We start from the raw sequence: 25854 nt of genomic DNA on the forward strand, positions 1-25854 counted from the left end.
CTGCATGACCCTGACGACCGCCCCCACCATCCTGATCGTGCCCGGCTTGCGCGATCACGTCGAAGACCACTGGCAAACGCACCTCGAACGGCGCCTGCCGAACGCGCGCTCGGTCGCGCCGCTCGAAGCCGACAAGCTGAGCCGTGCCGCACGCGTCGCGGCGCTCGATGCGGCGCTGGCCGAGATCGACGGCCCCGTGATCCTCGTCGCGCACAGCGCGGGGGTGATGATTACGGTGCACTGGGCAAGGCAGGCCACGCGCAAGATTCATGGCGCGCTGCTCGCGGCGCCGGCCGACCTCGAGTCGCCGATGCCCGCCGGCTATCCGGCACCCGATGCGATCGACGCGAACGGCTGGACGCCGATACCGACCGAGCGGCTGCCGTTTCCGAGCATCGTCGCCGCGAGCCGCAACGATCCGCTCGCGCGTTTCGAACGTGTCGAGGCGCTGGCGGCCGGGTGGGGCGGCAAGCTCGTCGATCTGGGGGCGGTCGGGCATCTGAACCCCGCGTCGGGGTATGGCGAGTGGCGGGATGCGGAGCGGTTGATCCGCGAAGTGGCCGCACTCGGCGCCGCCTGACTGACTGAATATCCCGTCTTCCTCGCGCCGCACCCGACCGGGTACCCGGCGCGTTTCCCGCCACCGCCGGGCCGCGATGCGGCCCCGAACCGATTCCATTTCGCCGTTCGCCGAGATACGACGTCTTAACACGCAACACAATTGGCGTCGCACGGCGCCACAACAGCGATCGACACACAAATCGTCAACAAACGGAAGCTGTTTGTCAGGGAAAGTCCCGCCCCGTTCGCCGCGGTTTTTTGTTGACCGACATCGTATAACGCCGTCATGATTTCCTGAAAAGAAAGGTCCCATCCACCGACCGAAGTGAGGAGACATGAACGCCACCCCGATCGCTCGCCGTGTCCGCCGGATCGCACTCGCGCTGGGCTTCACGCTGTCTGCCGCGGCCGCCGTTGCCGCGCCCGTCTCGCTGAACATCGTCGATGTCGCGGGCAACCTGCAGCTCACGCAGAAGGCCATCGAAGCCTTCAGGGACAAGAACCCGAACCTCGTGTCGAACGTCACGTTCACGAACGCGCCTGCGCCGCAGTTGCCGGGCAAGATCAAGGCGATGCAGGCGGCGGGGCGCTCCGACATCGACCTCGTGCTGACGGGCACCGACGCGTTGGCCGCCGGCATCGAGCAGAACCTGTGGCAGAAGCTGCTGCCCGACGACGCGACCGCGTTCCCCGGCGTGCTCGACAAATACGCGCCCGGCCCGCGCAAGATGCAGGATCTCGCGCAGGGCTACGGCCTCGAAGTCACCTACATGCCGGCCGGCCCGCTGCTCGAATACAACCCGGCGAAGGTCAGCAACCCGCCGAAGACGCCCGATCAGCTGCTCGCGTGGTGCAAGGCGCACCCGAACAAGCTGATCTATGCGCGCCCGGCGAACTCGGGCCCCGGCCGCACGTTCCTGATGGGGCTGCCGTACGTGCTCGGCGACAAGAATCCGCAGGATCCGATCAACGGCTGGGACAAGACCTGGGCGTTCCTCAAGGCGCTGAACGACTGCGTGCCGTACTACCCGGGCGGCACGTCGGCCGTGATGAAGGAGCTTGGCGAAGGCACGCGCGACATGACCGTGACCGTCACCGGCTGGGATCTCAACCCGCGCGCACTCGGCATCGTGCCGGCCGAATTCAGGATCCAGGCGTTCGACAACATGACGTGGGTGAACGACGCGCACTACATGGTGATCCCGAAGGGCGTGCCGAAGGAAAAGCTCGACGTGCTGTTCAAGCTGATGAACTTCCTGCTCGAACCGGCGCAGCAGGCGATGACCTACGACGACGGCTACTTCTATCCGGGCCCGGCGGTGAAGGGCGTGACGCTGGAGATGGCGCCCGCGCACAGCCAGGAGGTGGTCCGCAAGTTCGGCCGCCCCGAGTACGCGAAGCTGCTTGCGGATCGTCCGCACGTGCAGCCGCTCAGCGCGCAGGCGATGGTCGCCGCGTTCCAGAAGTGGGATCGCGAGATCGGTTCGCAGAAGTCGAAGTAACGCATGGACCGGCGGGCGCCGCGGCGCCCGCGTCGATGGAGTTCGCGCAATGAAGCACAGTTTCGAACGGCTGCGACTCGATGGCGTGTGCCGCAGCTTCACCAATGCTGAAGGCGCGCAGGTCGCCGCGCTGAACGGGCTCGATCTCGAGATCCGGCGCGGCGAATTCATCGCGCTGCTCGGCCCGTCGGGCTGCGGCAAGTCGACCGCGCTCAACTGCATCGCGGGGCTGCAGCCGCTCACGCGCGGCGGCATCTGGCTCGACGACACGCGCATCGACGTGCTGCCGCCCGAGCGCCGCGGCTTCGGGATGGTGTTCCAGAACTACGCGCTGTTTCCGCACATGTCGGTGCTCGACAACGTCGGCTTCGGCCTCAAGATGCGCGGCGTGCCGAAGCAGGAAACGCGGCGGCGCGCGCAGCAGGCGCTCGAACTCGTGCAGCTCGTCGGTCACGAGGGCAAGCTGCCCGGGCAACTGTCGGGCGGGCAGCAGCAGCGCGTCGCGATTGCGCGCGCGATCGTCATCGAGCCGCCGCTCGTGCTGATGGACGAACCGCTGTCGAACCTCGACACGAAGCTGCGTATCGAGATGCGCGCCGAGATCCGCCGCATCCACACGCAGCTCGAACGCGCGACGATCTACGTGACGCACGACCAGGACGAGGCGCTGTCGATGGCCGACCGTATCGTCGTGATGAAGGAGGGCGTCGTGCAGCAGGTCGCGACGCCGAAGGACGTCTACACGCGCCCGCACAACCTGCATGTCGCGCGCTTCATGGGCTATCGCAACGTGCAGCCGTTCACGCTCGAAGGGATGGCAGGCGATTACGTGAGCGTCGCGGCCGGTGGCGTTCGCCTCACCGGCGTGCCGATGGCAGGCTTCGACGCGAAGGAGGTCGTAGTCGCGCTACGCCCCGACGATATCGAGCGCGCGGACGAAGGCGGCGACAACACGTTCGACGCGACCGTCGAAACGGTCGAGTACGGCGGCCGCGATTCGCTGATCCGTGCGGTCACGCCGTTCGGCCCGATCTGGGCGCGCGTCGCCGGCGAATTCACGGAAGGCGAGCCGCTGCGGCTGCGCGTTGCGCCGTCGCGCACGCTCGTCTACCCGGGAGCGCCGACATGAGCGGCGTGGCCGCGACGCGGGTACACCGGGAGGCCGCATGAGCACGCTCCCGGCCGGCACGCCGCGCGACGCGAAAGCCTGGCTCGTCACGCCCGCGCTCGGGTTCATCGTCGCGCTGTTCATCTATCCGTTCGCGTACGGCCTCGTGCTGTCGTTCCAGCCGATGAACGGCGGCGGCGCGCTCGCGAACTACGTGCAGTTCTTCACCGACACCGCGATGTGGCCGACCGTGCTCGTCACGCTGAAGCTCGCGGTGCCGGCGACGCTGATCAACGTCGGCATCGCGGTGCCCGTCGCGTTCGCGCTCCGCCGCAACTCACCGTACCAGAAGTTCGTCACGACGCTGCTCGTGATTCCCGTCACGCTCGGCACGGTACTCGTCGCCGACGGGATGCTCACGTACTTCGGGCCGAACGGCTGGTTCCCGCAGGCGCTGCAGGGGCTGCACCTGTACACCGACGAAGTGCGCCTCACGCACAACTACTGGGGCGTGCTGCTGTCGCTGATCGTGTCGGGCTTTCCGTTCGCGTTCCTGCTGATGCTGTCGTACATCAGCGGCATCGACCCGACGCTCGCGCGCGCGGCCGCGACGCTCGGCGCGAACCCGTGGCAGCAGTTCCGGCAGATCTACCTGCCGCTGCTCGTGCCGGGGCTCACGATGGCCGCGTGCCTGTCGTTCGTGCAGGCGTTCTCGGTGTTCCCGTCGGCCGTGCTGCTCGGCGCGCCGGCCGGGCCGACGCGCGTGATCTCGATCGCGGCGGCGGAAGCCGCATTCGAAAGCTACGACTATTCGCTCGCATCGGCGATCGCGATCGTGATGGGCTTCGTGCAGTTGCTGGTGGTCGCGTCGATGCTCGGCGCGCGCCGCTTCTTCTATACGGGCGCGGTGACGGGAGGCAAGGGCTGATGGCGACCGACAATCATGCCGCCCGCACCTGGCCGCCGAAGCATGACGCGCCCGATGCGTCCGGTGAGCGGCCCGTCGACGCGAGGAAACCGCAGAAGATGACAAGCAATCTCGCCGGCCGCGCCTGGAAGGCGCTCGTGTGGGCGCTGATGGCGTTCTTCCTGCTGAACGTGATGCTGCTGATCGCGACCGTCGCGGTGAATTCGATCGCGACCCGCTGGTTCGGCACGCCGCTGCCGCAGGGCTTCACGCTGCACTGGTACGCGAAGGCGTGGGAGGACTTCCAGCTCGCGAGCGTACTGTGGGTGACCGTCGAGGTCGTCGGCGCGGTCGTGCTGCTGTCGATCGCGCTCGGCGTGCCGGCCGCGTATGCGCTCGCGCGCGTGCAGTTTCGCGGCAAGCGCTTCGCGCTGCTGGTGTTCCTGCTGCCGCTGATGGTGCCGCCCGTCACGTACGGGATCCCGATGGCCACCGTGATGTACAAGGTCGGGCTCGCGGGCACGCTGCCCGGCGTGATCCTCGCGAACCTCGTGCCGGCGCTGCCGTTCGTGATCCTCGTGATGACGCCGTTCATCGAGCAGATCGACCCGAATCTCGAGTCCGCCGCGCGCATCTTCGGCGCGAACACGTGGCGCTATTTCCGCTACGTGCTGCTGCCGCTGCTGGTGCCCGGCATGCTCGCGGCGGGGTTGCTCGTGCTGGTGCGCACGATCGGGATGTTCGAGCTGACCTTCTTCACCGCGGGGCCGAGCACGCAGACGCTCGTCGTCGCGCTGTATTACGCGGTGTTCTCGACCGGCGTGCGCGCGCCGCAGTCGATCGACGCGATGGCGATGATCTACATGGCCATCACGCTCGTGTGGGTCGTGATCGCGCTGCAGTTCGTGAGCCCGACGCAACTCGTCAGCCGCGTGAAGCAGGAGCGGCAATAGGCGAGGGCGAGGGCGAGGGCGACGCATGGGCACGCGATGCCGCTTGCGCATCCGTGCAATTGGTTACAAATGGATACCGCGCACGACACGCGGACGTTGCAGACTACGCGGCGTTCACCCGATAACGGATATCCATGAAGTTCCACCCGCTGCTGACACTCGCCGCTGCATCGACGCTGCTGGCCGCCTGCAACCTGCTCCACGACGGACCCGGCTCGAGCGACGTCGACGCCGCCGTGCGCCGCGCGCTCGAGGCGGAAAACCACGGCGGCCTGAACGCACTGTTCGGGCAGCCGCTGCCTGTCTCGGCCGATGTCGTGTCGGCGAAGCCCGACGGCGACTGCAAGAAGCTCGGCGATCGCACGTACTCGTGCGACGTCGTGGTCACGTGGCGCAATGCCGACTACAAGCCGTCGCGCGCGAACCTGACCTTCGTGGAGGCCGCCGACGGCTCGTGGCAGACGTCCGGCGTCGACGCGGCGATCGTGACCGGCACCGCGAAATCGCTGGTCGACGAGATCGGCAAGGCGTGGCCCGGCAATGCGGCAAGCGGCGCGTCGGCGCCGCAGTGATACGCCGGCGGCACGGCGCTCCCTGATTCGGCGGGCAAACGGCTTCGTCCTTGCGGGCCGCACTCGTCCCGTTTCTCCAAGCCATCGATACGATCGCCCGTGCCGGCACGACCACTGCCGGCGGGCGCCATTCGGCGCGTACGACAGGCGTTCGGGCACCGATTCACGGAAAAGGGGCGCGAGCACCTGCCCCCGAAAGACCGAACGCATCCTCGGTATGCGGGCCGGGTTATAGGGAAAACCCTTATTTCGAGATATAATCACGGCCTAAGAGATAGGTCGAACCATGCCTGAACGTTTCCAAACCCTTGAAAAATTTGTGTTTTCCCTCGTCGTGATGTCCGCAGTCGTGTGCTCGGCATTCCTCGCGTACGAGCGTCACCCCGAGATCAAGATCGCGCTGCACGAAGGCGAAGCGCTGATGCGCGAGAGCGCCAAGTACTCGGTCATCTGCTCGCCGTCCAAGGTCGATCCTTGCGTCGAGATGTCGGCTTACTGACATTCGCGTCGATAGCGGTGCACCGCTGTCGAGACGGACGTTTTCATCATTCGTCCGATTCAGTTTCAGACTGGCCCTACAGCGTCGGCGGTCCGGATTCCCTAAAGTAGAACCCATCAGGAATTCAGAAACCGGCCGCACGACAGGGCGGATGCACGAACCCGTTACGTGCCGAGTCGCTGGCGTAAGCAGCCCCCGAATTCAGCCGGCCCCGCTTCGAGCCATCGAGCGGGGCCGTTCTGTTTGCGCGATTCAAATCAACGCCGCAACGCCAGGCGCCGCACACGTCACACCACGTGCCGCGGCGTGCCGCCCACGAACGCGGCGACATTGTCCACGAGCTGATCGGCCAGCGCCTGCATCGCTTCGTCGCTCGCCCACGCAACGTGCGGCGTCAGGATGAATGCCGGATGCGACAGGATCGCGTGGAACGGATGCGCGGCCGGCAGCGGCTCCTGCGTGACCACATCGAACCCCGCGCCCGCGATCTGCCCGGACTGCAATGCGTCGACGAGCGCCCTTTCGTCCACGAGCCCGCCGCGCGCGGTGTTGATCAGCAACGGCCGGCGCGCCATCCGCGCAAACGCGGCCGCGTCGATCAGGTGCCGCGTCGCGGGCGTCAGCGGGCAGTGCAGCGTAATCACGTCGCTGTCGCGCAGCAGCGTATCGAGCGGCACGTAGTCGTCCCCCGACGCATCGCGGTGCGCCGCGAACCGCACCTGCATGCCGAGCGCACGCGCGATGGCGGCCACCGCGCGCCCGAGCACGCCGTCGCCGACGATCCCGAGCGTCGCGCCGGCCAGGTCGCGAATCGAATAATCGAAGAAGCAGAACTGCCCGCTGGCGAGCCAGCGCCCCGCACGCACCGCGTCGCGGTACGCGACGAGGCTGCGGCGCAGCGCGAAGATCAGCGCGAACGTGTGCTCGGGCACCGTGCGGGCCGCATACCCGCGAATATTGCTCACGACGATGCCGCGCGCCGCGCACGCATCGAGATCGACGATGTCGGTGCCCGTCGCGGCGATCGCGATCATCCGCACGCGTCGCGCATCGGCGAGCGCCGCCGCGTCGAGCCGCACCTTGTTGGTCACGACGATGTCCGCGTCGCCGATTCGCGCGGCCATCTCGTGCGCGGCCGTCCGGTCGAACGTGTGCAACACGTGCGGGAACGGAAACGGCTTCAGCACGGTGTGCGGCGACAGCGTCGCGCGGTCGAGAAACACGATCTTCGCGGGAGAGGAAACAGAAAACATGGCGGGTCTCGCTGACAGGCGCCCGGCGGGCGCGGAACGGGTTCGATTCTGCCGGCGGCGCGCGGGCCGTCGTTTGACCGTTGCGCGAGCGCGCTTTCCCGGATGGAAAGGCTGACGCAACGCATGAGTGAACAGGCGCGGCGCGCGCCTTTCCGTTTCGGAAAGGCTGGTTGAGCATCGATCGATTTTCGCCGGGCGCGAACGCGCTCATGATCGCCGTCATCGACAACACGATTTCATCGGAGACAGCCATGACACGCCCCCTGGACGGCATCCGCGTACTGGAACTCGGCCAACTGATCGCCGGGCCGTTCGCGGGCCGGATGCTCGCCGAATTCGGCGCCGACGTGCTCAAGGTCGAGCCGCCCGGGCTCGGCGACCCGCTGCGCAAATGGCGGTTGCTGCACGACGGCACGTCGGTCTGGTGGGCCGCGCAGTCGCGCAACAAGACCTCGCTCACGCTCGACCTGCGCACGCCCGAAGGGCAGGACGTCGTGCGCCGCCTCGTCGCGGAAACCGACGTGCTGATCGAGAACTTCCGCCCCGGCACGCTCGAAGGCTGGGGGCTCGGCTGGGACGCGCTGTCCGCGATCAATCCGGGGCTCGTGATGCTGCGCGTGTCGGGCTTCGGCCAGACGGGCCCGTACCGCGACCGCCCCGGCTTCGGCGTGATCGCCGAGGCGATGGGCGGCCTGCGGCATCTGACCGGCGAGCCCGGCCGCACGCCGGTGCGCGTCGGCATCTCGCTCGGCGATTCGCTGTCGGCACTGCACGGCGTGATCGGCGTGCTGCTCGCGCTGCGGCATCGCGAACAGCAGGGCGGCAAGGGGCAGGTCGTCGACGTCGCGCTGTACGAGTCGGTGTTCAACATGATGGAAAGCCTGCTGCCCGAATACTCGGCGTTCGGCGCCGTGCGCGAGGCGGCCGGCAGCAGCCTGCCCGGCATCGCACCGACCAACGCATACCGCTGCCGCGACGGCAAGTACGCGCTGATCGCCGGCAACGGCGACAGCATCTTCCGCCGCCTGATGGAGCTGATCGGCCGGCCCGATCTCGGCAACGATCCCGCGCTCGCGCACAACGACGGGCGCGTCGCGCAGGTCGAACGCATCGACGCGGCGATCGGCGCGTGGAGCGCGCAGCACGATCTCGACGCCGTGCTGGCCGCGCTGAACGAAGCGCGCATCCCGTCAGGACGCATCTACGACGTGGCCGACATCGCGGCCGATCCGCATTACCGCGCACGCGACATGCTCGTCGATGCCGCGTTGCCAGACGGCACGCCGGTACTCGTGCCCGGCATCGTGCCGAAGCTCGGCGCGACGCCCGGCCGCATCGAACACGCGGCACCCGCGCTCGGCGCGGATACCGACGCGGTACTCGAATCGCTCGGCATCGATGCGGCGACGCGCGGCGACTGGCGCACGCGCGGCGTGATCTGACAAGCGGAACAGGAGAAGACAACATGAGCGGGCAACAACGCAAACGGCTCTACATCCACGAAGTCGCGACGCGCGACGGCTTCCAGAACGAAGCGGCGTTCGTCGACACCGACGACAAGATCGCGCTCGTCGACGCGCTGAGCGCGTGCGGCTACGCGAAGATCGAAGTCACGTCGTTCACGTCGCCGAAGGCGATCCCCGCGTTGCGCGACGCGGAGGCCGTGATGCACGGCATCGCGCGCGCACCGGGTGTCGTCTATACGGTGCTCGTGCCGAACGTGCGCGGTGCCGAGCGCGCGCTGTCGTGCGGCGTCGACGAAGTGAACCTCGTGATGTCGATGAGCGAGAGCCACAACCGCGCGAACCTGCGGATGACGCGCGAGCAATCGTTCGCGCAGCTGCGCGACGTGATCGACGCGGTACGCGGCACGGGTGTCGCGATCAACGTGTCGCTGTCGACCGCGATGGGCTGCCCGATGGAAGGCGACGTGCCGGCCGAGGGTGTGCTCGCCTGGATGCACCGCTTCGCGGATCTCGGCGTGCATGGCTTCACGCTGTGCGATACGACCGGCATGGCATTTCCGTCGCAGGTGCGCGACCTGTCGGCGCGGGCACGCGAGCGCTTCGCCGCGCTGCAGCTCACGCTGCACTTCCACAACACGCGCGGCATGGCGCTCGCGAACACGCTCGCGGCACTCGACGCCGGGATCGACCGCTTCGACGCATCGCTCGGCGGGCTCGGCGGCTGCCCGTACGCGCCGGGCGCGACCGGCAACGCGTGCACCGAAGAACTCGTGCACATGCTCGAACTCGACGGCTACGATACGGGCGTCGATCTCGCAGCCGTGCTGGCCGCGTCGGCCCGGCTGCCCGCGCTGATCGGGCATGACGTGCCGAGCCAGATCCTGAAGGCCGGGCGCCGCTCGGACCTTCATCCGCCGCCGCGCGCGGACGCCGGCGACATGCCCGCGCAGCGCGCGTTCTCATGAACCACGAACAGGAGCCAATCTCATGGCGCTGATTGACCACCTCGACCATCTCGTGCTGACCTGCGTCGATCCCGACAAGACCAGGCATTTCTACACCGAGGTGCTGCAGATGCAGCTCGAAACCTTCGGCGCCGGCCGGATCGCGTTCCGCTTCGGCAACCAGAAGATCAACCTGCACGTGCGCGGCGCGGAGTTCGAACCGAAAGCGCATGTGCCGGCGCCCGGCGCGCTCGACCTGTGCTTCATCGCGTCGGTGCCGCTCGACGACGTGATTGCGCACCTGAAGCGCGTTGCATGGCCGATCGTCGAAGGGCCCGTCGAACGCACCGGCGCGACGCAGAAGATCCGGTCGGTCTACGTGCGCGATCCCGACCTGAACCTGATCGAGATCTCCGAGTTGATCTGAGCACCCGCGCACCGTCGGCCGTATCGCGCGTTCGCACTCGCGTGTGTGGACCTGGTCACGGTGCGGCCGCATGCCGCGCCGATCTCCCGCCGAAAACGGACAGCCGGTTTCCGCGCTCGCCGATTCCGGATAGCCGGCCCGACCCGCGCTGCGGATAATGCATGCATCGGCGACTGAGAAGCCGCCTTCGCACCGGACGCGACGCTTGTTGCGTCCGCGCTTCCGCAACCCGACCCAGGCAATTCCCGATGACGATCCTCTATCGCGGCATGGACCGCGCGGCGCTCGACGCCGCCTATCTGAACACGAAGGTGGTGCCCGATTTCCCGGCATTGCTGGCGTCGATGCAGGCGCGCAGTGCGACGCTCTATGAAGATGCGTCCGGCCGGCGCGACCTGCGTTACGGTGCGCAACCCGCGCAACGTTTCGACTGGCTGTCGTGCGGTCAACCCGATGCACCGCTGTTCGTGTTCATTCACGGCGGCTACTGGCAGCACTGCGCGAAAGAGGATTTCGCGTACGCGGCAAGCGGGCCGCTCGCGCGCGGTTTCGACGTGATACTCGCCGAATACACGCTTGCGCCGGTCGCGACGATGACCGACATCGTCGGCGAGATCGGCGCGCTGCTCGACTACCTGGCGAACGATCCCGACGGCCTCGGCACTGCGAAGCGGCCGATCCACCTGAGCGGCCATTCGGCCGGCGGCCACCTGACGGCCGTGCACCGCGCGCATCCGGCCGTCGTCTCGGCGCTCTCGATCAGCCCGCTCGTCGATCTCGAACCGATCTCGCTGTGTTGCCTGAACGACAAGCTGCAGCTCACCGCACGCGAGGTCGAAGCGTACAGCCCGTTGCGCCATGTCGGGCCCGGCGCGCCGACGGTCGTTGCGGTCGGTGATGCCGAGTTGCCCGAACTCGTCCGGCAAGCGCATGACTACGCGACGGCGTGCGATGCGGCCGGCGAACGAATCGTCCACGTCGGGCTGCCCGGCATGCAGCATTTCGACGTACTCGACGATCTCGCGAAACCGGACGGCGCGATGCTCACCGCATTGCAGTCGATCGCGCCGCGCTAGACGCGCCGTATCGCGCGGAATCGGCCGGGCGTATGATCGGCGTCAGGCCGCCGCGCTGACGGCATGCGCCGGCAAGGTTTTCCCAGGACCCACGACATGGTGAACCCGCTTCATTTCGATCTGCAGTCGCTGCGCGTGTTCGCGCTCGTCGCCGAGCACGGCAGCCTGACGAAGGCGGCCGAACACGGCCAGCTCACGCTGTCCGCGGTCAGCAAGCGCATCGCCGAGCTCGAAAGCGTGACGGGCAGTGCATTGTTCGTCCGGCATGCGCGCGGTGTCGAGCTGACGCCCGCGGGCCGCGCGCTGCTCGACCATGCGGCGAAGGTGATCGAACAGGTCAACCGGATGGCGCACGAGATGAGCGACTACGTCGCCGGTGTGCGCGGCCATATCCACGTGTGGACCAACACGTCCGCGATCGTCCAGTTCCTGCCCGCCGATCTCGCCGCGTTCCTCACCGACAATCCGGGCATCAAGGTGAGCCTCGAGGAACGGTTGAGCCACGAGATCGTCGACGCGCTGGCGTCCGGCAAGGCCGATCTCGGCGTGTTCGCCGACAACGTGCCGGCCCCCGGCATCGAACGACGGCTGTATCGGCGCGACGAACTCGTGCTGCTCGTGCCGCGCGCGCACCGGTTCGCCGCGCGCGACAGCATCCGCTTCGCGGATACGCTCGACGAGGACTACGTCGGGCTCAGCGACGGCAGTTCGCTGCTCGCGCGCATGACCGACGCCGCGTTCGCGGTCGAGCGCTCGCTGAAGCTGCGGATCCAGGTATCGAATTTCGACGGCGTAAGCCGGATGATCGAGGCGGGGCTCGGCATCGGGATCCTGCCGCGCGACGCGGTGACCGGCGAGCGCGCGGCGCGGCTCGGGGTCGTGAAGCTCGAGGATGCGTGGGCAACCCGCACGCTGTGGGTGGGGGTGAAGGCGGGTACCGTGCTGACGACCGATATCGCGAAGCTGTTCGATTTCATGTCGGCGCGGTGAGGCGGGGCTTGCATTCCGTGGACGCTCGCTTATCGGCGCTTTCAAAGCGCATGGCGGCAATCGGGCACGCTGGGCAGTAGTCGGTCGAAATGAGGCACTCGGTCCGACGCGAAAATCGTCAACAATCGCTTTGAGAATTCAAGGATTCTCAAAGCGATTTCAGCACACGGTCAATCACAAGACAGGTTGATTATTCCAATCAAGATTGACGTCCCGCTCGTGAATTCACAAGATTCCGCCTGTCAATGTCGACTGAACGGGGATTGCGAATGGACCCACTCGAAGCCTGCATGGTTGCCGCCGATGCCGCGCCGCGCGCAAAACCTTCAAACTACCCGGAGCCGTTTGCGTCACGCATGGCGGGGCGGGAGAAGAAGCCGCTTGGCGATCCGTTCGGCCTGAATCAATTTGGCGTGAACTTGACGACCTTGAGCCCAGGAGCGGTGTCCGCTCTACATCATCAACACTCGAAACAGGACGAGTGGGTGTATGTCCTCAGCGGTGAAGTCACACTCTACGTCGGCGACGAGCACTATCTGATGCGGCCGGGCATGTGCGCCGGCTTTCGCGCGAACGGCACGCCGCACCATATACAAAACAATTCAACGAGTGATGCCACGATCATCGAGGTCGGCAGTCGAGTAGCGGGCGACGCAGTAAGCTATGCAGCCGACGACCTCGTCGCAGTGATGAATTCAATTGGCCAATGGGTTTTCGAACACAAGAACGGCGAACCGTATTGATTCCAATGCCTGGTCAACGGCAAACGAATGCGGGCGACGTGGTGTGGGGACGATATTCAACTGCAAGGAACGGCCACCACGAGCAACAACTAGGCAGGCAGATCGCGCCGATTGCGCCGCGTCGGCCGGTTGCAGCCAGTCGGCGCCGACCGTAAGATCGTCGGTCATCGACACGAACGTATGTGTTCGTCGCCCTTTGTTTGAGTTTCGTCTATTGGGAGGAGTAGTGCGAGTTGAAGTTCAGATCGTCAATGCTTTGACGGACGGAAACACCGGGGGCAATCCCGCAGGCGTGGTGATTGATGCCGACGAGCTGACCGCCGGTCAGAAGCTGCGCGTTGCCCAGCAGACCGCATTGTCGGAAACCGCATTCGTGTCGACATCGGATATTGCGACGGTCAAGCTGGAATTTTTCACGCCGACGCGTCAGATCGCTCATTGCGGCCACGCCACTATCGCCACATTTTCGCTCTTGAGAGAACTCGGCAGGGCAGGTGACGGCAAGTCGTCGAAAGAGACGATCGACGGATGCAGAGACATCGTGATCGATGGCGATACCGTTCTAATGGAGCAGCGCTCCCCAAGGTACCGTTCAATCGACGCAGACTCGCCGCTATCCGCAAGAATCGCGCAATCGCTGGGCGTATCGACTGCCCAAATCCACAGCGTCGAAACCCCGACCGTCGTCAACACCGGCAACAGCTTTCTGATGATCGCATTGCCCGACGAGCAGTCCGTGGCTGCAATTCGTCCGAACCAGCACGCGATTGAATCGATCAGCGACGAGCTTGATCTGATCGGCTATTACGTATTCTCGACGACGACCAAAATACCCGGGCGCCATGCAGGCGCCCGCATGTTCGCGCCGCGTTTCGGCATTGCCGAAGAGTCGGCGACCGGAACCGCAGCCGGGCCGCTGGCGTGCCTGCTATACGAGCGGATGGGGGCAGGCGATACGGAAATGGCCATTGAACAAGGGCACCTGATGCAGCCACCTTCGCCGAGCGTCATCAAGGTCATCCTCGATGTCGACAGCGGCAAGATCTCGCGATTGATGGCCGGCGGCACCGGGGTCGTCATGCGGTCGATCACTGTCGAGGTCTGATCTTGCGTCGAGCGTCCGCCTCTCGAATGTCAGAAGGGCTTCAAGGAGGCGGTTGATCACGTTACCAATCGCGTCAGCGACATCTGCGGCCTGTTGATGTCGACACCCATCCCGACAGAGTCCCTTCGCGCTAACCCGCCATGACTTCACCTCCCGATCTTTTTTATGACGACATGACCGATTCCTATCATCTGATTTTCGATGATTGGGAAAAGGCGATCGATCGTCAAGGTGCCGTCCTCACTCGACTTCTATTGCCGCCCGGCGAGACGGGCGAGGTGCTTGATTGCGCGTGCGGGATTGGAACCCAGGCGTTGGGTCTCGCCCGTGCGGGCTACGACATCGAGGGGACAGACCTGTCGAAGCTTGCAATTGAGCGGGCATCGCGGGAGGCGGCTGCGCGAGGGCTCCGCATTCCGTTCCGTGTTGACGACATGCGGCTGCTTGCGACATGCGACGCGCGTCGGTACGGCGCGGTCATTGCATTCGACAACGCCATGCCGCATCTCGATAGCGACGACGACGTGGCTCAGGCACTAGCCGCGATGCACAAGAGCCTGAAGCCCGGCGGGCGGCTGCTCGTCAGTTTGCGCGACTACGCCAAGTTGATGGCCGAACGGCCCAGCATCACGCCACCGGCAATGTTCATGGACAACGGTGTCCGACGCATCGTTCATCAGGTATGGGATTGGCACGATGATCGGCGTTACACCGTTCATCTCTACATCACGCAGGCGACAAGCGACGGTCACTGGCAATCGAAGCATTTCATCGGGCGCTATCGCGGCATCACGCCTGATGAGCTGGCGGCTCACATGCGAAACGCTCGATTCGAGCATGTCCGCGTGCTCTCGCCTGACACTACCGGTTACTACCAGCCCGTCGTGGTTGCGACCGCGGCCTAGTCGCGTGGCAATGACCGCTCAATAATGATGAGGAAACGCGACCCCGCGCCCCCTCATCAGCAACCGCTCAAACCGGATTGATCTCATCCTGGCTGCGCCGCGTAGTCAGCGGCCCGAGCACGCGCAACGTGACCGCGACGATACCCAGCGCGACCGAGATCACCCCGAACATCGCACCCGCGCCATAACTGGCAAGTACCGGCAACAACACGAACGGCAGCACGCCGCTGACGATGCGCGACAGCGCATAGGTACTGCCGATCGCCGTCGAACGCACACGCGCCGGGAAAATCTCCGCCTGATACACGTGATACGCGTTGCTGAACACGTTCGACGCGCAGGTCGTGAGGAACCCGAAGCCGACGATCAGCACGGTATTGCCCGAATACGCGAAGCACAGCCCGAACACGGCGATCGACAGGATCGACACGATCACGAGCGTGCGCCGCTCGATCCGGTTGAGCAGCGGAATCGACAGCAGCGAGCCGACCGGATAGCCGATGAACGACAGCGCGATGAACAGCGTGCTGTCCGTCACGTCGAAGCCGCGGCTCTTCACGACCGTGCCGGCCAGCGTGCCGAAGCCGTAATAGCCGAAGCCCTGGAACAGGTGAAAGATCGCGAGCATCAGGTAGCGCGCGCCGTACGGTTCGCGCCGCAGCAGTGCGATACGCTCGCCGAGCCCGAGCGGCCGTTGCGGCTCGACCGGTTCCGCGAACTGCTCGGGCACGCGCACGCCGGTGCCTTCCGCGAAGCGCCGCAGTGCCGCATGCGCGTCAGCGGTGCGCCCTTGTGCGAGCAGCCAGCGCGGGCTCTCCGGCAAACGGTGCTGGACGAGCATCACGTACACGGCGCCGAGGCTGCCGATCGCGAGGATGATGCGCCAGCCGGCCACGCCACCCACATGCAGCGGGTTCAGCCACAGCGCGAGGAACCCGACGAGCGGCACCGCGACATAGGAAGTCGTATAGGCCCACGCAGCGAGCCTGCCGCGCTTTTCCTTCGGCAGGATCTCGGACAGGAAGCTGTCGGCAACCGGATAGATCGCGCCGACGCCGATGCCGGTCAGGAACCGGCATGCGACGAGCATGTCGGCATTCACCGAAAACGCACCGACCAGCGAGAACGCGCTGTACCACGTGAGCGTCAGCAGGAACGCCTTGCGCCGGCCGATGCGGTCGGCGAGGCTGCCGAGGCACATCGCGCCGACGAACATGCCGATGAATGCCGATGCGAGCAGCAGCTTGAAATCGGTGCTCTGCCGGCTCAGCCCGTATTCGTTCTGCAACGCGGAACCGATCGTGCTGACGAGGAAGATCTCGTACATGTCGAAGAACAGCCCGATGCCGATCACCCAGACGACGAACCGGTGCAACGCGCCGACGGGCAGGTCGTCCATGAAATCGCCGAGCGTGACGCGGCGGGCGGGGAGGGCCGACGCATCGGCGTCGACGCCGGCGGCAGCGGCCGGCGGTCGTGCGGACGCGGGTCCGCCCGCGTTGCCGCCGAGATCGAGGGAATGGCTGTTCATCGTGTCTCCTGATTATCGATACGCCGTGGCGCAAGGCCCGGCCGTTCGCGACCGGCGCGATGCATCCGGTCGCACGACGTGGCGGCAGGCACCGCAGGGCCGTGAAAGGGCCGGATAGGCGGGCTGTACCGATCGTCCGACCCATGGTGGGCGAATCCGCGGCACGTGATAATTGCGGATGTCTCAAGCGTCCTTTCCTGTGCAGAAAGGGTGCGGAACAGGCGGCGGCAGGCAGGCGCGCGGCAGGCCCGTGCGGCGTGCCTGGCGCGCGATCCTGCACCGGAACCGGTTGCGCGATTGCGCAACCGGCAGGCCGGGAAAACCATGAGGCCGCTTGCGTGACCGCCGGCGCAACCACCGCCGGCGGCCGCGCGTTCGTGCTCAATCAGCCGGCACGAACGCCGCCCCGTGAAACACGCGCACGGGGTTGCCGCGCTCCAGCGCAAAGTGCTGCATCCGCCGCTGCCGGCGCGCATCCGATGCGTGACGGTCGGCTTCCTGCTGCAGTCGAACCTGCAGCAACTGCAGCGCCAGGCGCTTGTTCGCGTGCTGGCTGCGCTCGCTTTCCACGCGCACCGACAGGCCGGTCGCGACATGGGTCGCACGAATCGCAGAGCTCGTCTTGTTCACGTGCTGGCCGCCCGGCCCGCGTGCGCGCATCGCTTCGAACCGCACGTCGCCATCCGGCAGCGGCTGCGCGTCGGCACAGCGCGTGACGCCGATGAACCAGTTCTTGCGCGGATGGCGCAACCGGTACGGGCTCGCGCAAATCCATTGCAGCGTGCCGGTCCAGCGGTCCGCGAGCGCCTGCGCGCCGGCGCCGTCGAGATCGAGCAGCGCCGAGCGCAGCGTACCGGGCCGTTCGCCCGGCTCCGCATCGAGCACCGTGACGACGACACGCTGCGCATCGGCTTCCGCCTGCAGGCGCCGCAACGCATTGGCCGCGGCCAGCTGGCATTCGAGCGGGCCGTGCGCCGAAGAAATCTGCATCAGCATCGGCCAGCCTCCCCGGACGTCTTGTAGGTCAGCACCGGCGCGAGCCGAGCCAGCTTGCGCAGCAGGCCGGCCGCCTCGAGCGCGTCGACGACGCTGTCGATCGGCTTGTAGGCCTGTGGCGCTTCCTCGTACAGCAGTTCGCGGTCTTCGCAGATCACGTGGCTGCCGAGCGGCGTGCGCGTGAGCTGCGACGGCGTGAAGCGCCGTTCGAGGCGCCCCTTGCAATCGCCGCGTGCCCACTTGCGGCCCGCACCGTGCGCCAGCGACGCCAGGCTGGCCGCATCATCGGGCCGCACCGGCGCGACGAGGTAGCTGTAGTCGCCGCGCGACCCGGGAATGACGACCGGCCCCGCGTCGGCCGGCGTCGCACCTTTGCGATGCAGCCAGCCCGGCTCGCCGTCGACGGTCGCGCGGCTCACCAGGTTGTGGTTCACGTCGAGCACGCACCGGCCATCGGTGCGCCAGCGCGCCAGCATGCGCCGCGCGATCAGGTCGCGATTCGCAATCGCGTAGCGCAGCGCCGCATCGTGACGCGCGAGGTACGCCGTGCAGGCGGCATCCGTATCGTCGAGGCCGTTGTAGCCGTGCTCGCGCATGTGCTGCTCCAGGATCGACTGGCCGAAGCCGCGCGACCCGCTATGCACGAGCAGCAGCAGGCGATCGGGATCGAGGCCGAGCGCCGCGACGGCATCGGTGTCGTACACCGCGTCGATCCGCTGCGCTTCCGCGAAATGATTGCCGCTGCCGATCGTGCCGAGCGATGCCGCGTACGCGTGATCCGCGAATCCGGCGGCCGCGATGAGCGGCTGCCAGCTCGCATCGGGCGTGGCATCGATCGAGCCGAGCCGGCTTGCGAGCTTCGACGCGCTGACGCGCCGCGCATCGAGCGCGGTTTGCCACAACGCCATCCCGCAGCCGATATCGCCGCCGATCAATGCCGGATACAGCTGGCCCGTCGAGAAGAACGCGGCGCCAACCGGGTAGCCGCGTCCGGGGTGAAGATCGGGCATGCCGGCGACGCGCCGCATGCCGGGGAGGGTGGCAGCGTGTTCGAGCTGCCGGATGGCCTCACCTTCGATCCAGGTGGTGGCGCAAGCGCACAACGTGATGCGCTCGCCCAGGTATTGCATGGAATTGCCCATGGAGGATTCCGTTCGATGAAAGAAGTGAACGGCGGGCCATGGCGCAGGCAGCGCAACCATGCGCTGCCCGACATCGGAAGTCGGGAAGAGGGCGGCACGACCGGATCGGGACGACCCGGCTCATCGCCGAGATGGCGATGCGTGGTGCTGCTTGGCGTGAACGATGAAACGAACGGACGCGAAAAACCCGAACTACGACCCGCGACGGGAGGAGTGTTGGCGTGACGTCATGATTTTTTCTCCTTGCGAGTGAGGGGTTGATCGGAATGGCGGCGACTCTAGCATGCACGCGACAGGCGCAGCAAGCGGGTAGCGTGGCGTTGCGCATCGAACCATCGTTCGATGTGGCGAAAAACACACACATAGGAATCCGGATCATTCCCGTGTCGATGACGCGCACGGCACGCCGCAGCAGGCATTCGACGCACGCAGACCACCGCAACGGCTGCCCCCAACCACGCTTGACAGCGCAAAAGCCGTTTCGTAGCATCCGCCTGCTTCATCCCTGAACCCTCATCGAATCGGTGATCCAAGTGCCCGCAAACATTCGTCCCTTCGCCTGATACGCCGACGACTGCCGTCCCGGCCGCGTGTCGTCCTGCCCGTTTCCGTCTGCCTCGCGGCACCGGAACAGTGATCGCAGGGCCGCGCCCGGACACGCACTGACACCGCAACGCACCCCCATCGTTCGTTCACGTCGTCGGCTTTTTCTGTTGTTTCCGGAGAAAGACCATGACGCTGGATTTTCGCGCCTACGCGCAATCGCTCGACCTCGCTCGCTACCCGCGCACGCCGCACCTCGAAGGCTCGCGCCTGCAGGACGGCGACGAAGGTCACGACCACGTTCCTTATCGCACCCTCGCGGGCGCCCATCTCGTCGTCGAGGAAAAGCTCGACGGCGCGAACACGGGCATCAGCTTCAGCCCGGCGGGCGAACTGCTGCTGCAGTCGCGCGGCCACTACCTGGCCGGCGGCGGCCGCGAGCGGCAGTTCAGTTTCGTCAAGACCTGGGCCGCTGCCCATGCGGGCTGGCTGCTCGACCGCCTCGGCGATCGCTACGTGATGTACGGCGAGACGATGAGCAAGAAGCACGCGGTGTTCTACGACGCGCTGCCGCATCACTTCTTCGAGTTCGACGTGTTCGACCGTGCAACGGGTCGTTTCCTGTCGACACCCGCGCGTCGCGCGCTGCTCGCCGACGGGCCGGTGCTGTCGGTGCCCGTGCTGTACGAAGGCATCGCACCGCCGCGGCTGGCCGACCTGAATGCGCTGCTCGGCCCGTCGCTCGCGAAGACGCCGGACTGGCGTCGCGCGTTCGAGGAAACGGTGCGGCGGCAGGGGCTCGACCTCGCGCGTGCATGGCAGCAGTGCGACAAGTCGGAGCGCTCCGAAGGGCTCTACGTGAAGGTCGAGACGGACGACACGACGACCGCGCGCCTGAAGTGGGTGCGCCACGATTTCGTGCAGGCCATTCTCGAACCGGCGCGCCATCACTCGGAGCAGCCGTTCATCCCGAACCTGCTCGCGCCGGATGTCGACCTGTATGCACCACGCCCGACGGTCACGTGGACATCGCGCCCCGCCGCACACCCGAACAAATGAATGCGGAACGGTCGAGCGCCGTTTCGAGAGGAGTCTTGATCATGAAGTACGAACAATTGCAGGCGCTCGTGCCTGCACCCGGCCTACAGCCGGACTATCGCGCGTGTCTCGCGGCGTTTCCTGCGCTCGAATACGCAAAAGCGACACAGCAGGAGCCGGCGCATCACGGCGAAGGTGACGTGTGGACGCATACGATGATGGTGATCGATGCGCTGCTGGCACTGCCCGAATACCAGGCTGCGTCGCGTGCCGACCAGGAGATCGTGTTCCTGGCCGCGCTGCTGCACGACATCGCGAAGCACAGCACGACCGTCGTCGATCCCGTTACCGGCGCGATCGGCCATCCCGGCCACTCGCGCAAGGGCGCAATCGATGCGCGGATCGCACTGTGGGATGCCGGCGTGCCGTTCGCGGTGCGCGAGGCGATCTGCCGGATGATCGCGGTGCACCAGGTGCCGTTCTTCGCGATGAGCGGGTCGCGCCGCGGCACGCCCGAGTTCATCGCGCGCGAGCTGTCGTGGCAGGTCAGCCTGCCGCTGCTGTGCCTGCTTGCCGAAGCCGACATTCGCGGGCGCATCTGCGACGACACGCAGCGCGTGCTCGACAACATTGAACTGTTGCGTGAACTGGCGAGGGAAGAGGGCTGCTACGGCCAGCCGCGTGCGTTCGCCGACGCGCACACCGCGCTCAGCTACTTCCGCGGCGCGGACGTGCATCCCGACTATCCGCTGTTCCGTACGCCGGGCTCGCAGGTCGTCGTGATGTCGGGCTTGCCCGCGTCAGGCAAGAACACGTGGGTCGCACGACATCATCCGGATCTGCCGGTCGTGTCGTTCGACGATGCACGCGATGCATTGGGTCTGCGTCATGGGCAGAACGAGGGCGCCGTCGCGCACCATGCGGTCGACGCCGCGAAGGCGCTGTTGCGCGCGCAGAAGCCGTTCGTGTGGAATGCGACGAACCTGTCGCCGCTGATGCGCAAGAAGACGCTCGACCTGCTGTTTGCGTACAACGCCGACGTGACGCTCGTCTACCTCGAACAGCCGCGTGCCGAACTGTTGCGTCGCAATGCGCGGCGCGACACGTCGCTGACGAATCGCGCGCTCGAGGCGATGCTGCTGCGTTGGGATCTGCCGCTGCCGACCGAAGCGCACGCGGTGCGGTACGAAGTCTGATGCGACAACGTCACGACACGAGCCGGTACGCCGCAACGCATCGCGGCGTACCGGCTCGCTTCATTTCAGCGCCGATTCCGCCTCAACTCGCCACGATGATGAATGTGGTGAGCGCGATCGGGAACAGGGCGAGGCCGAGCAGGCCCAACGCGCCATCGGCCGCCATTGCGATCGGCGACAACGCCAGCTTGGCGCCGCGGCCGACAGCCGTCAGCTTGTCCGTCACCTTGACATGGTACGGACGATTGAACGCCTGCGGAACCGACGAAGGCGTGACGTCGTTCGGCAGATAGCGCTTGCCGCTGATCTTGCCTTCCGACTCGAGGTAGGCACCGTCCTTCTTGAAACCGTCCGCGAGCGCACGCTCGCGCACGTCGGAGCCGGTCGGTGCGTCCGAGTAGTCCAGCCTCATCGTGTATTGACCGGTGATCGCGTCGCCGTGCGCCTCGAAATCGTTGAACGCCGTGTGGATCTTCGGGCGATAGGGGGCATTGAGCACAGTCGCAAGGCTCGGCGGCATCTCGAAGATGTAGTGATACTTCTTGCCGAGCACGACGAGTTGCTTGCCGTCTGCGGTAATCAGGAACGTCGACAAGGTTTCGTCGTATTCCGAATCCTCCATCCACGCCTTGGTGACGGGACCGAAATTGGAGCAGCCGGCAAGCATGCCGGACGCTGCCACGGCGGGCAGCGCGAGAAATGTTCTTCTTTTCATGTGTGCTGGTTGGATGTTGTTCGTTATTCAGCGGAACCACTTGAATGTCGGACGCTGCGTTCGATGAACGCGGCACCCTGACGGCCGATCATGTGGTTTCTTCGCTTGCGCATTGTAGGGCTAAAACGGTTTGCGCCGTATCCTCCGGGCAAAGCACCGCGCCCGGGTGCGACAGACTGCTCGCGCGCTTGCAGGCCGCCAGTCCCGCGGCCGCTCGCGCCCGTTCCGATCAGGCGACGGATCGAATCGATGCAACGCAATGAACGTGTTCGACACCACGCGTTGCGGGCAGGAAACGTCACGGCGCCCGCCGATTCGACTTCGCGACGACGACGAATGCCGTGACCGCGATCGACGTCAGCGGGGCGCCGGCCAGACTCACCCTGCCATCGGCCGTCATCCTGACCGGCGAGCGCGGAAACCGGACCTGGCCGAACACCACCGACCGCTCCCTGATCTCGACGTCGTACGGATGCCCGGACACCTGCGGAATCGACGACGACGTGACGTCGTTCGGTTGAAAGCTCATGCCGACGATCGTGCCGGCCGTCTCCAGCGCGTCACCCTGGGCCCGAAAACCGGTGGCGAGCGCGCGTTCGCGAAGCGCGGAGCCAGGCGGTGCGTCGTCGCGAGAAAGCCGCAACCAGTAGTCTGCGGTGGTCAGGCCTCGGTCAGTCTCGAAAGCCACGAAATGGATGTTCGGGCTCGCGTGGCCGGGTGCCGCGAGCGCCGCGGCAAAGGCACGCGGCAGATCGAAAACGTAGTGGCACTGCTTGCCGAGTACGACGAGCCTTTTCCCGTCCGCAGTCACCAGAAATGCAGACAACGTGTCGCGATAGCCGGTGACGCGCATCGCGCTCGGCGTCACGCGGACGGTATCGCTGCAGCCAGTCAGCATGCCGGACGCCACCATCGCTGGCAGCGCGAGAAACGTTCTTCTTTTCATGAATGCCGTGCTGTTCTGTTCGTTGTTCGGCGGCACCGCTTGAATGTCGGACACGACGTTCGATGTACGTCATGACGCGACGGCCGTTCGCGCGGTTTCTTAGTTCGCGCATTGTAGGACCAAAGCCGGCGGCGCAACGTCCTCGGCCAGGCGCCGCACCCGCGTGCGGTAGACTGCACGCTCGCTTGCCCACCGCCCACTACACGACCGCTCGCGCCCGCTGACACGCCATGGATCGAATCGATGCGATGAAGGTGTTCGTCGCCACGCTGGACGAGGGCAGCCTCGCGGGCGCGGGCCGGAAGCTCGGCCGGTCGCCGGCGGCCGTCAGCCGAGCGATCGCGTTCCTTGAAGAACACACGGGCACCGCGCTGCTGTACCGCACGACCCGGACGATCCGGCTGAGCGAAGCCGGCGAACGCTATGCGGCCGCGTGCCGGCGCATCCTGTCCGATCTCGAGGAAGCCGACATGCTGGTCGCCGACGAGCGGTCGGCGCCGCGCGGCCTGTTGACGGTCACGGCACCGGTCGCCGCCGGCGAAGACGTGCTGCGCGCGCTCCTCGACGAATTCATCGAACGCCATCCGGCCGTGTCGATCCGCCTGCAGTTGCTCGACCGCCCCGTCAGCCTGATCGACGAAGGAATGGACGTCGCGCTGCGCATTGCGCACCTGACCGATTCGACGCTCGTCGCGATTCCGGTCGGCGCGGTGCGGCGGGTCGTCGTGGCGTCGCCCGATTACCTGGCGAAGCATCCGGCGATCGAGACGCCGGCCGATCTCGCGCAGCACCGGATCATCTCGATGACGCATTTCGGCCTCGATTCGTGGAGCTTTCCGCCGTCCGCGCCATCGGCACTGCCGCAGGTCGTCCAGTTCGCGCCGCGCTTCATCATCAACACGATCCGCGGCGCGGTCGCATCGGCCGTCGCAGGCCACGGCGTCACGCGGCTCTTTTCCTATCACGTCGCAGAACCGGTGCGGAGCGGCGCGCTGCGGATCGTGCTGCGCGACAGCGAACACGCGCCGCTGCCGATCCATCTCGTCACGCCTTACGGACGCCTTTCGGTGCCGAAGGTGCGCGCCTTCGTCGATTTCGCTGCACCGCGCCTGCGCGAGCACTTCGCGCAGCTGGCGGCCGTGACCGACGGCGATTGAACCGCGATGCGGAAGAATGGCTTTCGCGTGACGGGGATTCACTCGGCAATCGCCTCAATCTAGACTTCCTTCAACCAACGGACGCACGTGTCGCCCGTTCAGCGAATGGAGGTCAACATGCATCAAGCGCTTTCCGTCCAGCCTCGCGCCCGTGCGTTCGGACTGACGCACCGCGTGGTGTCCGGCATCGGCATTGCCCGTTTCGCATGTGTGCCGTCATCGGCAATCTTCGTCACGCCGGGGCTTCCCGCACCGCTGACCGCGACAGGGAGCGCGCAATGAGCACGATCTCGCATGCCCCCGCTGCGGCACTGGCCGAACGGCCCGTCGCCAGCTACGCCGAACGCAACACGCGCTACTGGCGGCGCAATCTCGCCGTGTGCGTGTTCGGCTCGTTCACGACGCTCGTCAGCCTGAGCATGCTGCTGCCGTTCCTGCCGCTGTACGTGCGACAACTCGGCGTCGATGCACAGTCGGCCGTGATCCAGTGGTCGGGCATCGCGTTCGGCGCGACGTTTCTCGGCACGGCCGTTACCGCGCCGCTGTGGGGCCGCCTCGCGGACCGCTTCGGTCGCAAGCCGATGCTCGTGCGCGCAGCGATCGGCATGGCGATCGTGATGTCGCTGATCGGCGTCGCGCACAACGTGGTCGAACTCGTCGCGCTGCGGCTGCTTGCCGGGCTCGTCGGCGGCTACGCGTCGGCGTCGACTGTAATGGTCGGCACGCAGGCACCGCGCGAGCGCGCGGGCTGGGCGCTCGGCATCCTGTCGACCGGTGCGCTTGCGGGCAACCTGGTCGGGCCGCTCGTCGGCGGGTTGCTGCCGGACTGGCTCGGCATTCGCGGCACGTTCTTTGCCGGTGGCGCGATGATCGCCGTCGCCGCGCTGTTGACGATCTTCGTCGTGAAGGAAGACTTCCACGCGGGCACCGATGCGAGAACGCGCACCTCGAGCGCCGCGGCCGGCACGCCGCACCGCACGAATCGCGCGGCGGTTGCCGCACTGCTGGTGACGGCGATGATGGTGCTGCTCGCGAACATGTCGATCGAGCCGATCATCACCGTGTATATCGGCGGCCTCGGCGTGGGCGGCGACCACCTCGCGCGCATCGCCGGCGTCGTGATGGCATGTTCGGCATTCGGCAGCATGCTGACCGCCGCACGGCTCGGCGCACTGGCCGACCGGATCGGCAGCTGGAACGTGATCATCGGCTGCCTGTTGCTGACCGCGCTCGCGATGGTGCCGCAGGCGTTCGTCACGCACTGGTGGCAGCTTGCCGCGCTGCGCGGGTTGATGGGCATGACGCTCGCGGGGTTGCTGCCGTCGATCGGCAAGCTCGTGCGGCAATCGGTCGACGAGCGCGCGACCGGGCAGATGCTCGGCTACCTGCAGTCCGCGCAGTTCAGCGGACAGGTGATCGGCCCGGTGATCGGCGGACAGATCGGCGTCGCGCTCGGGCTGCATTCGGTGTTCTTCGTGACCGGTGCGCTGCTGGCGGTTTGCGCGGGGCTCGCGCACTGGGCACGCGGCCGATAGCGGCTGGCCGGCGGATCGCGGGCTGGCGTAGGATGGGCGCAGAT

The 25854-nt window shown here is 66.5% G+C and carries 26 protein-coding genes; 20 read left to right on the plus strand and 6 right to left on the minus strand.

All coding sequences use genetic code 11. From position 1 onward, the window contains the following. Positions 1–4 precede the first annotated feature (4 nt). The 7 genes from BCEP18194_RS14335 to BCEP18194_RS14365 all read left to right on the plus strand — a co-directional run bounded on the left by BCEP18194_RS14335 (position 5) and on the right by BCEP18194_RS14365 (position 6102). Positions 5–580 carry an RBBP9/YdeN family alpha/beta hydrolase gene (locus tag BCEP18194_RS14335; RefSeq protein ID WP_011351998.1) on the plus strand — a complete coding sequence of 192 codons (576 nt, stop codon included), beginning with the start codon at positions 5–7 and terminating at the stop codon, positions 578–580. Between the two features lie 316 nt (positions 581–896). Then, on the plus strand, positions 897–2063 hold the full coding sequence (locus tag BCEP18194_RS14340; RefSeq protein ID WP_011351999.1) for an ABC transporter substrate-binding protein: 1167 nt from the start codon (positions 897–899) through the stop codon (positions 2061–2063). 49 nt (positions 2064–2112) lie between these two features. Next, on the plus strand, positions 2113–3192 hold the full coding sequence (locus tag BCEP18194_RS14345) for an ABC transporter ATP-binding protein (protein ID WP_011352000.1): 1080 nt from the start codon (positions 2113–2115) through the stop codon (positions 3190–3192). A gap of 37 nt (positions 3193–3229) precedes the next feature. Next, complete coding sequence (locus tag BCEP18194_RS14350) at positions 3230–4099, plus strand: ABC transporter permease (RefSeq protein ID WP_011352001.1); 870 nt, start codon at positions 3230–3232, stop codon at positions 4097–4099. Next, positions 4099–5031, plus strand: a complete 933-nt coding sequence (locus tag BCEP18194_RS14355) for an ABC transporter permease (protein ID WP_011352002.1) — start codon at positions 4099–4101, stop codon at positions 5029–5031. The genes BCEP18194_RS14350 and BCEP18194_RS14355 overlap by 1 nt, the downstream gene beginning before the upstream one ends. Before the next feature lie 134 nt (positions 5032–5165). After that, the gene (locus BCEP18194_RS14360; RefSeq protein WP_011352003.1) at positions 5166–5603 is read left to right on the plus strand and encodes a hypothetical protein; all 438 of its coding nucleotides are present in this window, start codon (positions 5166–5168) and stop codon (positions 5601–5603) included. 286 nt (positions 5604–5889) lie between these two features. Then, a complete protein-coding gene (locus tag BCEP18194_RS14365; RefSeq protein ID WP_006497261.1) occupies positions 5890–6102 on the plus strand; it encodes a hypothetical protein in 213 nt (70 codons plus the stop codon). A gap of 287 nt (positions 6103–6389) precedes the next feature. Here BCEP18194_RS14365 and BCEP18194_RS14370 read toward each other — a convergent pair whose 3' ends face one another. Next, a complete protein-coding gene (locus BCEP18194_RS14370) occupies positions 6390–7355 on the minus strand; it encodes a D-2-hydroxyacid dehydrogenase (RefSeq protein WP_011352004.1) in 966 nt (321 codons plus the stop codon). A 251-nt stretch (positions 7356–7606) separates the two neighbouring features. Between BCEP18194_RS14370 and BCEP18194_RS14375 the strand changes: the two genes are divergently transcribed. The 8 genes from BCEP18194_RS14375 to BCEP18194_RS14410 all read left to right on the plus strand — a co-directional run bounded on the left by BCEP18194_RS14375 (position 7607) and on the right by BCEP18194_RS14410 (position 15011). Next, positions 7607–8797, plus strand: coding sequence for a CaiB/BaiF CoA transferase family protein (locus BCEP18194_RS14375; RefSeq protein WP_011352005.1), 1191 nt, complete (start codon positions 7607–7609; stop codon positions 8795–8797). 23 nt (positions 8798–8820) lie between these two features. Then, positions 8821–9786, plus strand: a complete 966-nt coding sequence (locus BCEP18194_RS14380) for a hydroxymethylglutaryl-CoA lyase (protein WP_011352006.1) — start codon at positions 8821–8823, stop codon at positions 9784–9786. Positions 9787–9808: 22 nt separating this feature from the next. Continuing rightward, positions 9809–10192 (plus strand): VOC family protein, encoded by a 384-nt coding sequence (locus BCEP18194_RS14385; RefSeq protein WP_011352007.1) that lies wholly within the window; start codon positions 9809–9811, stop codon positions 10190–10192. A 248-nt stretch (positions 10193–10440) separates the two neighbouring features. Beyond that, complete coding sequence (locus BCEP18194_RS14390; protein ID WP_041492832.1) at positions 10441–11268, plus strand: alpha/beta hydrolase; 828 nt, start codon at positions 10441–10443, stop codon at positions 11266–11268. A 96-nt stretch (positions 11269–11364) separates the two neighbouring features. Continuing rightward, positions 11365–12258: a LysR family transcriptional regulator gene (locus tag BCEP18194_RS14395; RefSeq protein WP_011352009.1), complete on the plus strand. Its 894-nt coding sequence runs from the start codon at positions 11365–11367 to the stop codon at positions 12256–12258. A gap of 269 nt (positions 12259–12527) precedes the next feature. After that, a complete protein-coding gene (locus tag BCEP18194_RS14400) occupies positions 12528–13001 on the plus strand; it encodes a cupin domain-containing protein (RefSeq protein WP_011352010.1) in 474 nt (157 codons plus the stop codon). Positions 13002–13227: 226 nt separating this feature from the next. Then, the gene (locus tag BCEP18194_RS14405) at positions 13228–14106 is read left to right on the plus strand and encodes a PhzF family phenazine biosynthesis protein (RefSeq protein ID WP_011352011.1); all 879 of its coding nucleotides are present in this window, start codon (positions 13228–13230) and stop codon (positions 14104–14106) included. Positions 14107–14246: 140 nt separating this feature from the next. Beyond that, on the plus strand, positions 14247–15011 hold the full coding sequence (locus tag BCEP18194_RS14410) for a class I SAM-dependent methyltransferase (RefSeq protein WP_011352012.1): 765 nt from the start codon (positions 14247–14249) through the stop codon (positions 15009–15011). Positions 15012–15078: 67 nt separating this feature from the next. Here the strand turns inward: BCEP18194_RS14410 and BCEP18194_RS14415 are convergent, their stop codons facing one another. The 3 genes from BCEP18194_RS14415 to BCEP18194_RS14425 all read right to left on the minus strand — a co-directional run bounded on the left by BCEP18194_RS14415 (position 15079) and on the right by BCEP18194_RS14425 (position 18680). Then, entirely contained in the window at positions 15079–16542 is a 1464-nt protein-coding gene (locus tag BCEP18194_RS14415) for an MFS transporter (protein WP_011352013.1), read from the minus strand. A gap of 381 nt (positions 16543–16923) precedes the next feature. Next, the gene (gene prfH / locus BCEP18194_RS14420; RefSeq protein ID WP_011352014.1) at positions 16924–17538 is read right to left on the minus strand and encodes a peptide chain release factor H; all 615 of its coding nucleotides are present in this window, start codon (positions 17536–17538) and stop codon (positions 16924–16926) included. Continuing rightward, positions 17532–18680: an RNA ligase RtcB family protein gene (locus BCEP18194_RS14425; protein ID WP_011352015.1), complete on the minus strand. Its 1149-nt coding sequence runs from the start codon at positions 18678–18680 to the stop codon at positions 17532–17534. Before BCEP18194_RS14425 ends, prfH begins: the two co-directional genes overlap by 7 nt. A 15-nt stretch (positions 18681–18695) precedes the next feature. Between BCEP18194_RS14425 and BCEP18194_RS41175 the strand changes: the two genes are divergently transcribed. From BCEP18194_RS41175 to BCEP18194_RS14435, 3 genes are all read left to right on the plus strand, one after another. Further along, complete coding sequence (locus BCEP18194_RS41175) at positions 18696–18905, plus strand: hypothetical protein (protein WP_157687172.1); 210 nt, start codon at positions 18696–18698, stop codon at positions 18903–18905. Between the two features lie 507 nt (positions 18906–19412). Continuing rightward, positions 19413–20282, plus strand: coding sequence for an RNA ligase family protein (locus BCEP18194_RS14430; protein WP_011352016.1), 870 nt, complete (start codon positions 19413–19415; stop codon positions 20280–20282). Between the two features lie 41 nt (positions 20283–20323). Next, the gene (locus BCEP18194_RS14435; protein WP_011352017.1) at positions 20324–21457 is read left to right on the plus strand and encodes an AAA family ATPase; all 1134 of its coding nucleotides are present in this window, start codon (positions 20324–20326) and stop codon (positions 21455–21457) included. A gap of 82 nt (positions 21458–21539) precedes the next feature. Here BCEP18194_RS14435 and BCEP18194_RS14440 read toward each other — a convergent pair whose 3' ends face one another. Together BCEP18194_RS14440 and BCEP18194_RS14445 are read right to left on the minus strand one after the other, a co-directional pair. Beyond that, positions 21540–22172 carry a hypothetical protein gene (locus BCEP18194_RS14440; protein ID WP_011352018.1) on the minus strand — a complete coding sequence of 211 codons (633 nt, stop codon included), beginning with the start codon at positions 22170–22172 and terminating at the stop codon, positions 21540–21542. Between the two features lie 298 nt (positions 22173–22470). Continuing rightward, positions 22471–23154 (minus strand): 5-formyltetrahydrofolate cyclo-ligase, encoded by a 684-nt coding sequence (locus tag BCEP18194_RS14445; protein ID WP_244272887.1) that lies wholly within the window; start codon positions 23152–23154, stop codon positions 22471–22473. Between the two features lie 194 nt (positions 23155–23348). Between BCEP18194_RS14445 and BCEP18194_RS14450 the strand changes: the two genes are divergently transcribed. Both BCEP18194_RS14450 and BCEP18194_RS14455 read left to right on the plus strand, forming a co-directional pair. Continuing rightward, positions 23349–24275, plus strand: a complete 927-nt coding sequence (locus BCEP18194_RS14450; protein ID WP_011352020.1) for a LysR family transcriptional regulator — start codon at positions 23349–23351, stop codon at positions 24273–24275. A 278-nt stretch (positions 24276–24553) separates the two neighbouring features. Beyond that, on the plus strand, positions 24554–25810 hold the full coding sequence (locus tag BCEP18194_RS14455) for an MFS transporter (RefSeq protein WP_011352021.1): 1257 nt from the start codon (positions 24554–24556) through the stop codon (positions 25808–25810). Positions 25811–25854 lie beyond the last annotated feature (44 nt).

It is taken from the genome of Burkholderia lata, assembly GCF_000012945.1.
In the GTDB taxonomy this organism is placed as follows: domain Bacteria; phylum Pseudomonadota; class Gammaproteobacteria; order Burkholderiales; family Burkholderiaceae; genus Burkholderia; species Burkholderia lata.

Bases quoted from the DNA above. Each gene is read 5' to 3' on its own strand.
- BCEP18194_RS14370 (WP_011352004.1), bottom strand. From the start codon at position 7,355: ATGTTTTCTGTTTCCTCTCCCGCGAAGATCGTGTTTCTCGACCGCGCG.
- BCEP18194_RS14385 (WP_011352007.1), top strand. From the start codon at position 9,809: ATGGCGCTGATTGACCACCTCGACCATCTCGTGCTGACCTGCGTCGAT.
- BCEP18194_RS14380 (WP_011352006.1), top strand. From the start codon at position 8,821: ATGAGCGGGCAACAACGCAAACGGCTCTACATCCACGAAGTCGCGACG.
- BCEP18194_RS14425 (WP_011352015.1), bottom strand. From the start codon at position 18,680: ATGGGCAATTCCATGCAATACCTGGGCGAGCGCATCACGTTGTGCGCT.
- BCEP18194_RS14340 (WP_011351999.1), top strand. From the start codon at position 897: ATGAACGCCACCCCGATCGCTCGCCGTGTCCGCCGGATCGCACTCGCG.
- BCEP18194_RS14335 (WP_011351998.1), top strand. From the start codon at position 5: ATGACCCTGACGACCGCCCCCACCATCCTGATCGTGCCCGGCTTGCGC.
- BCEP18194_RS14400 (WP_011352010.1), top strand. From the start codon at position 12,528: ATGGACCCACTCGAAGCCTGCATGGTTGCCGCCGATGCCGCGCCGCGC.
- BCEP18194_RS14365 (WP_006497261.1), top strand. From the start codon at position 5,890: ATGCCTGAACGTTTCCAAACCCTTGAAAAATTTGTGTTTTCCCTCGTC.
- BCEP18194_RS14410 (WP_011352012.1), top strand. From the start codon at position 14,247: ATGACTTCACCTCCCGATCTTTTTTATGACGACATGACCGATTCCTAT.
- BCEP18194_RS14390 (WP_041492832.1), top strand. From the start codon at position 10,441: ATGACGATCCTCTATCGCGGCATGGACCGCGCGGCGCTCGACGCCGCC.
- prfH (WP_011352014.1), bottom strand. From the start codon at position 17,538: ATGCTGATGCAGATTTCTTCGGCGCACGGCCCGCTCGAATGCCAGCTG.
- BCEP18194_RS14375 (WP_011352005.1), top strand. From the start codon at position 7,607: ATGACACGCCCCCTGGACGGCATCCGCGTACTGGAACTCGGCCAACTG.
- BCEP18194_RS14440 (WP_011352018.1), bottom strand. From the start codon at position 22,172: ATGAAAAGAAGAACATTTCTCGCGCTGCCCGCCGTGGCAGCGTCCGGC.
- BCEP18194_RS14450 (WP_011352020.1), top strand. From the start codon at position 23,349: ATGGATCGAATCGATGCGATGAAGGTGTTCGTCGCCACGCTGGACGAG.
- BCEP18194_RS14360 (WP_011352003.1), top strand. From the start codon at position 5,166: ATGAAGTTCCACCCGCTGCTGACACTCGCCGCTGCATCGACGCTGCTG.
- BCEP18194_RS14350 (WP_011352001.1), top strand. From the start codon at position 3,230: ATGAGCACGCTCCCGGCCGGCACGCCGCGCGACGCGAAAGCCTGGCTC.
- BCEP18194_RS14415 (WP_011352013.1), bottom strand. From the start codon at position 16,542: ATGAACAGCCATTCCCTCGATCTCGGCGGCAACGCGGGCGGACCCGCG.
- BCEP18194_RS14455 (WP_011352021.1), top strand. From the start codon at position 24,554: ATGAGCACGATCTCGCATGCCCCCGCTGCGGCACTGGCCGAACGGCCC.
- BCEP18194_RS14395 (WP_011352009.1), top strand. From the start codon at position 11,365: ATGGTGAACCCGCTTCATTTCGATCTGCAGTCGCTGCGCGTGTTCGCG.
- BCEP18194_RS14355 (WP_011352002.1), top strand. From the start codon at position 4,099: ATGGCGACCGACAATCATGCCGCCCGCACCTGGCCGCCGAAGCATGAC.
- BCEP18194_RS14430 (WP_011352016.1), top strand. From the start codon at position 19,413: ATGACGCTGGATTTTCGCGCCTACGCGCAATCGCTCGACCTCGCTCGC.
- BCEP18194_RS41175 (WP_157687172.1), top strand. From the start codon at position 18,696: ATGAAAGAAGTGAACGGCGGGCCATGGCGCAGGCAGCGCAACCATGCG.
- BCEP18194_RS14345 (WP_011352000.1), top strand. From the start codon at position 2,113: ATGAAGCACAGTTTCGAACGGCTGCGACTCGATGGCGTGTGCCGCAGC.
- BCEP18194_RS14435 (WP_011352017.1), top strand. From the start codon at position 20,324: ATGAAGTACGAACAATTGCAGGCGCTCGTGCCTGCACCCGGCCTACAG.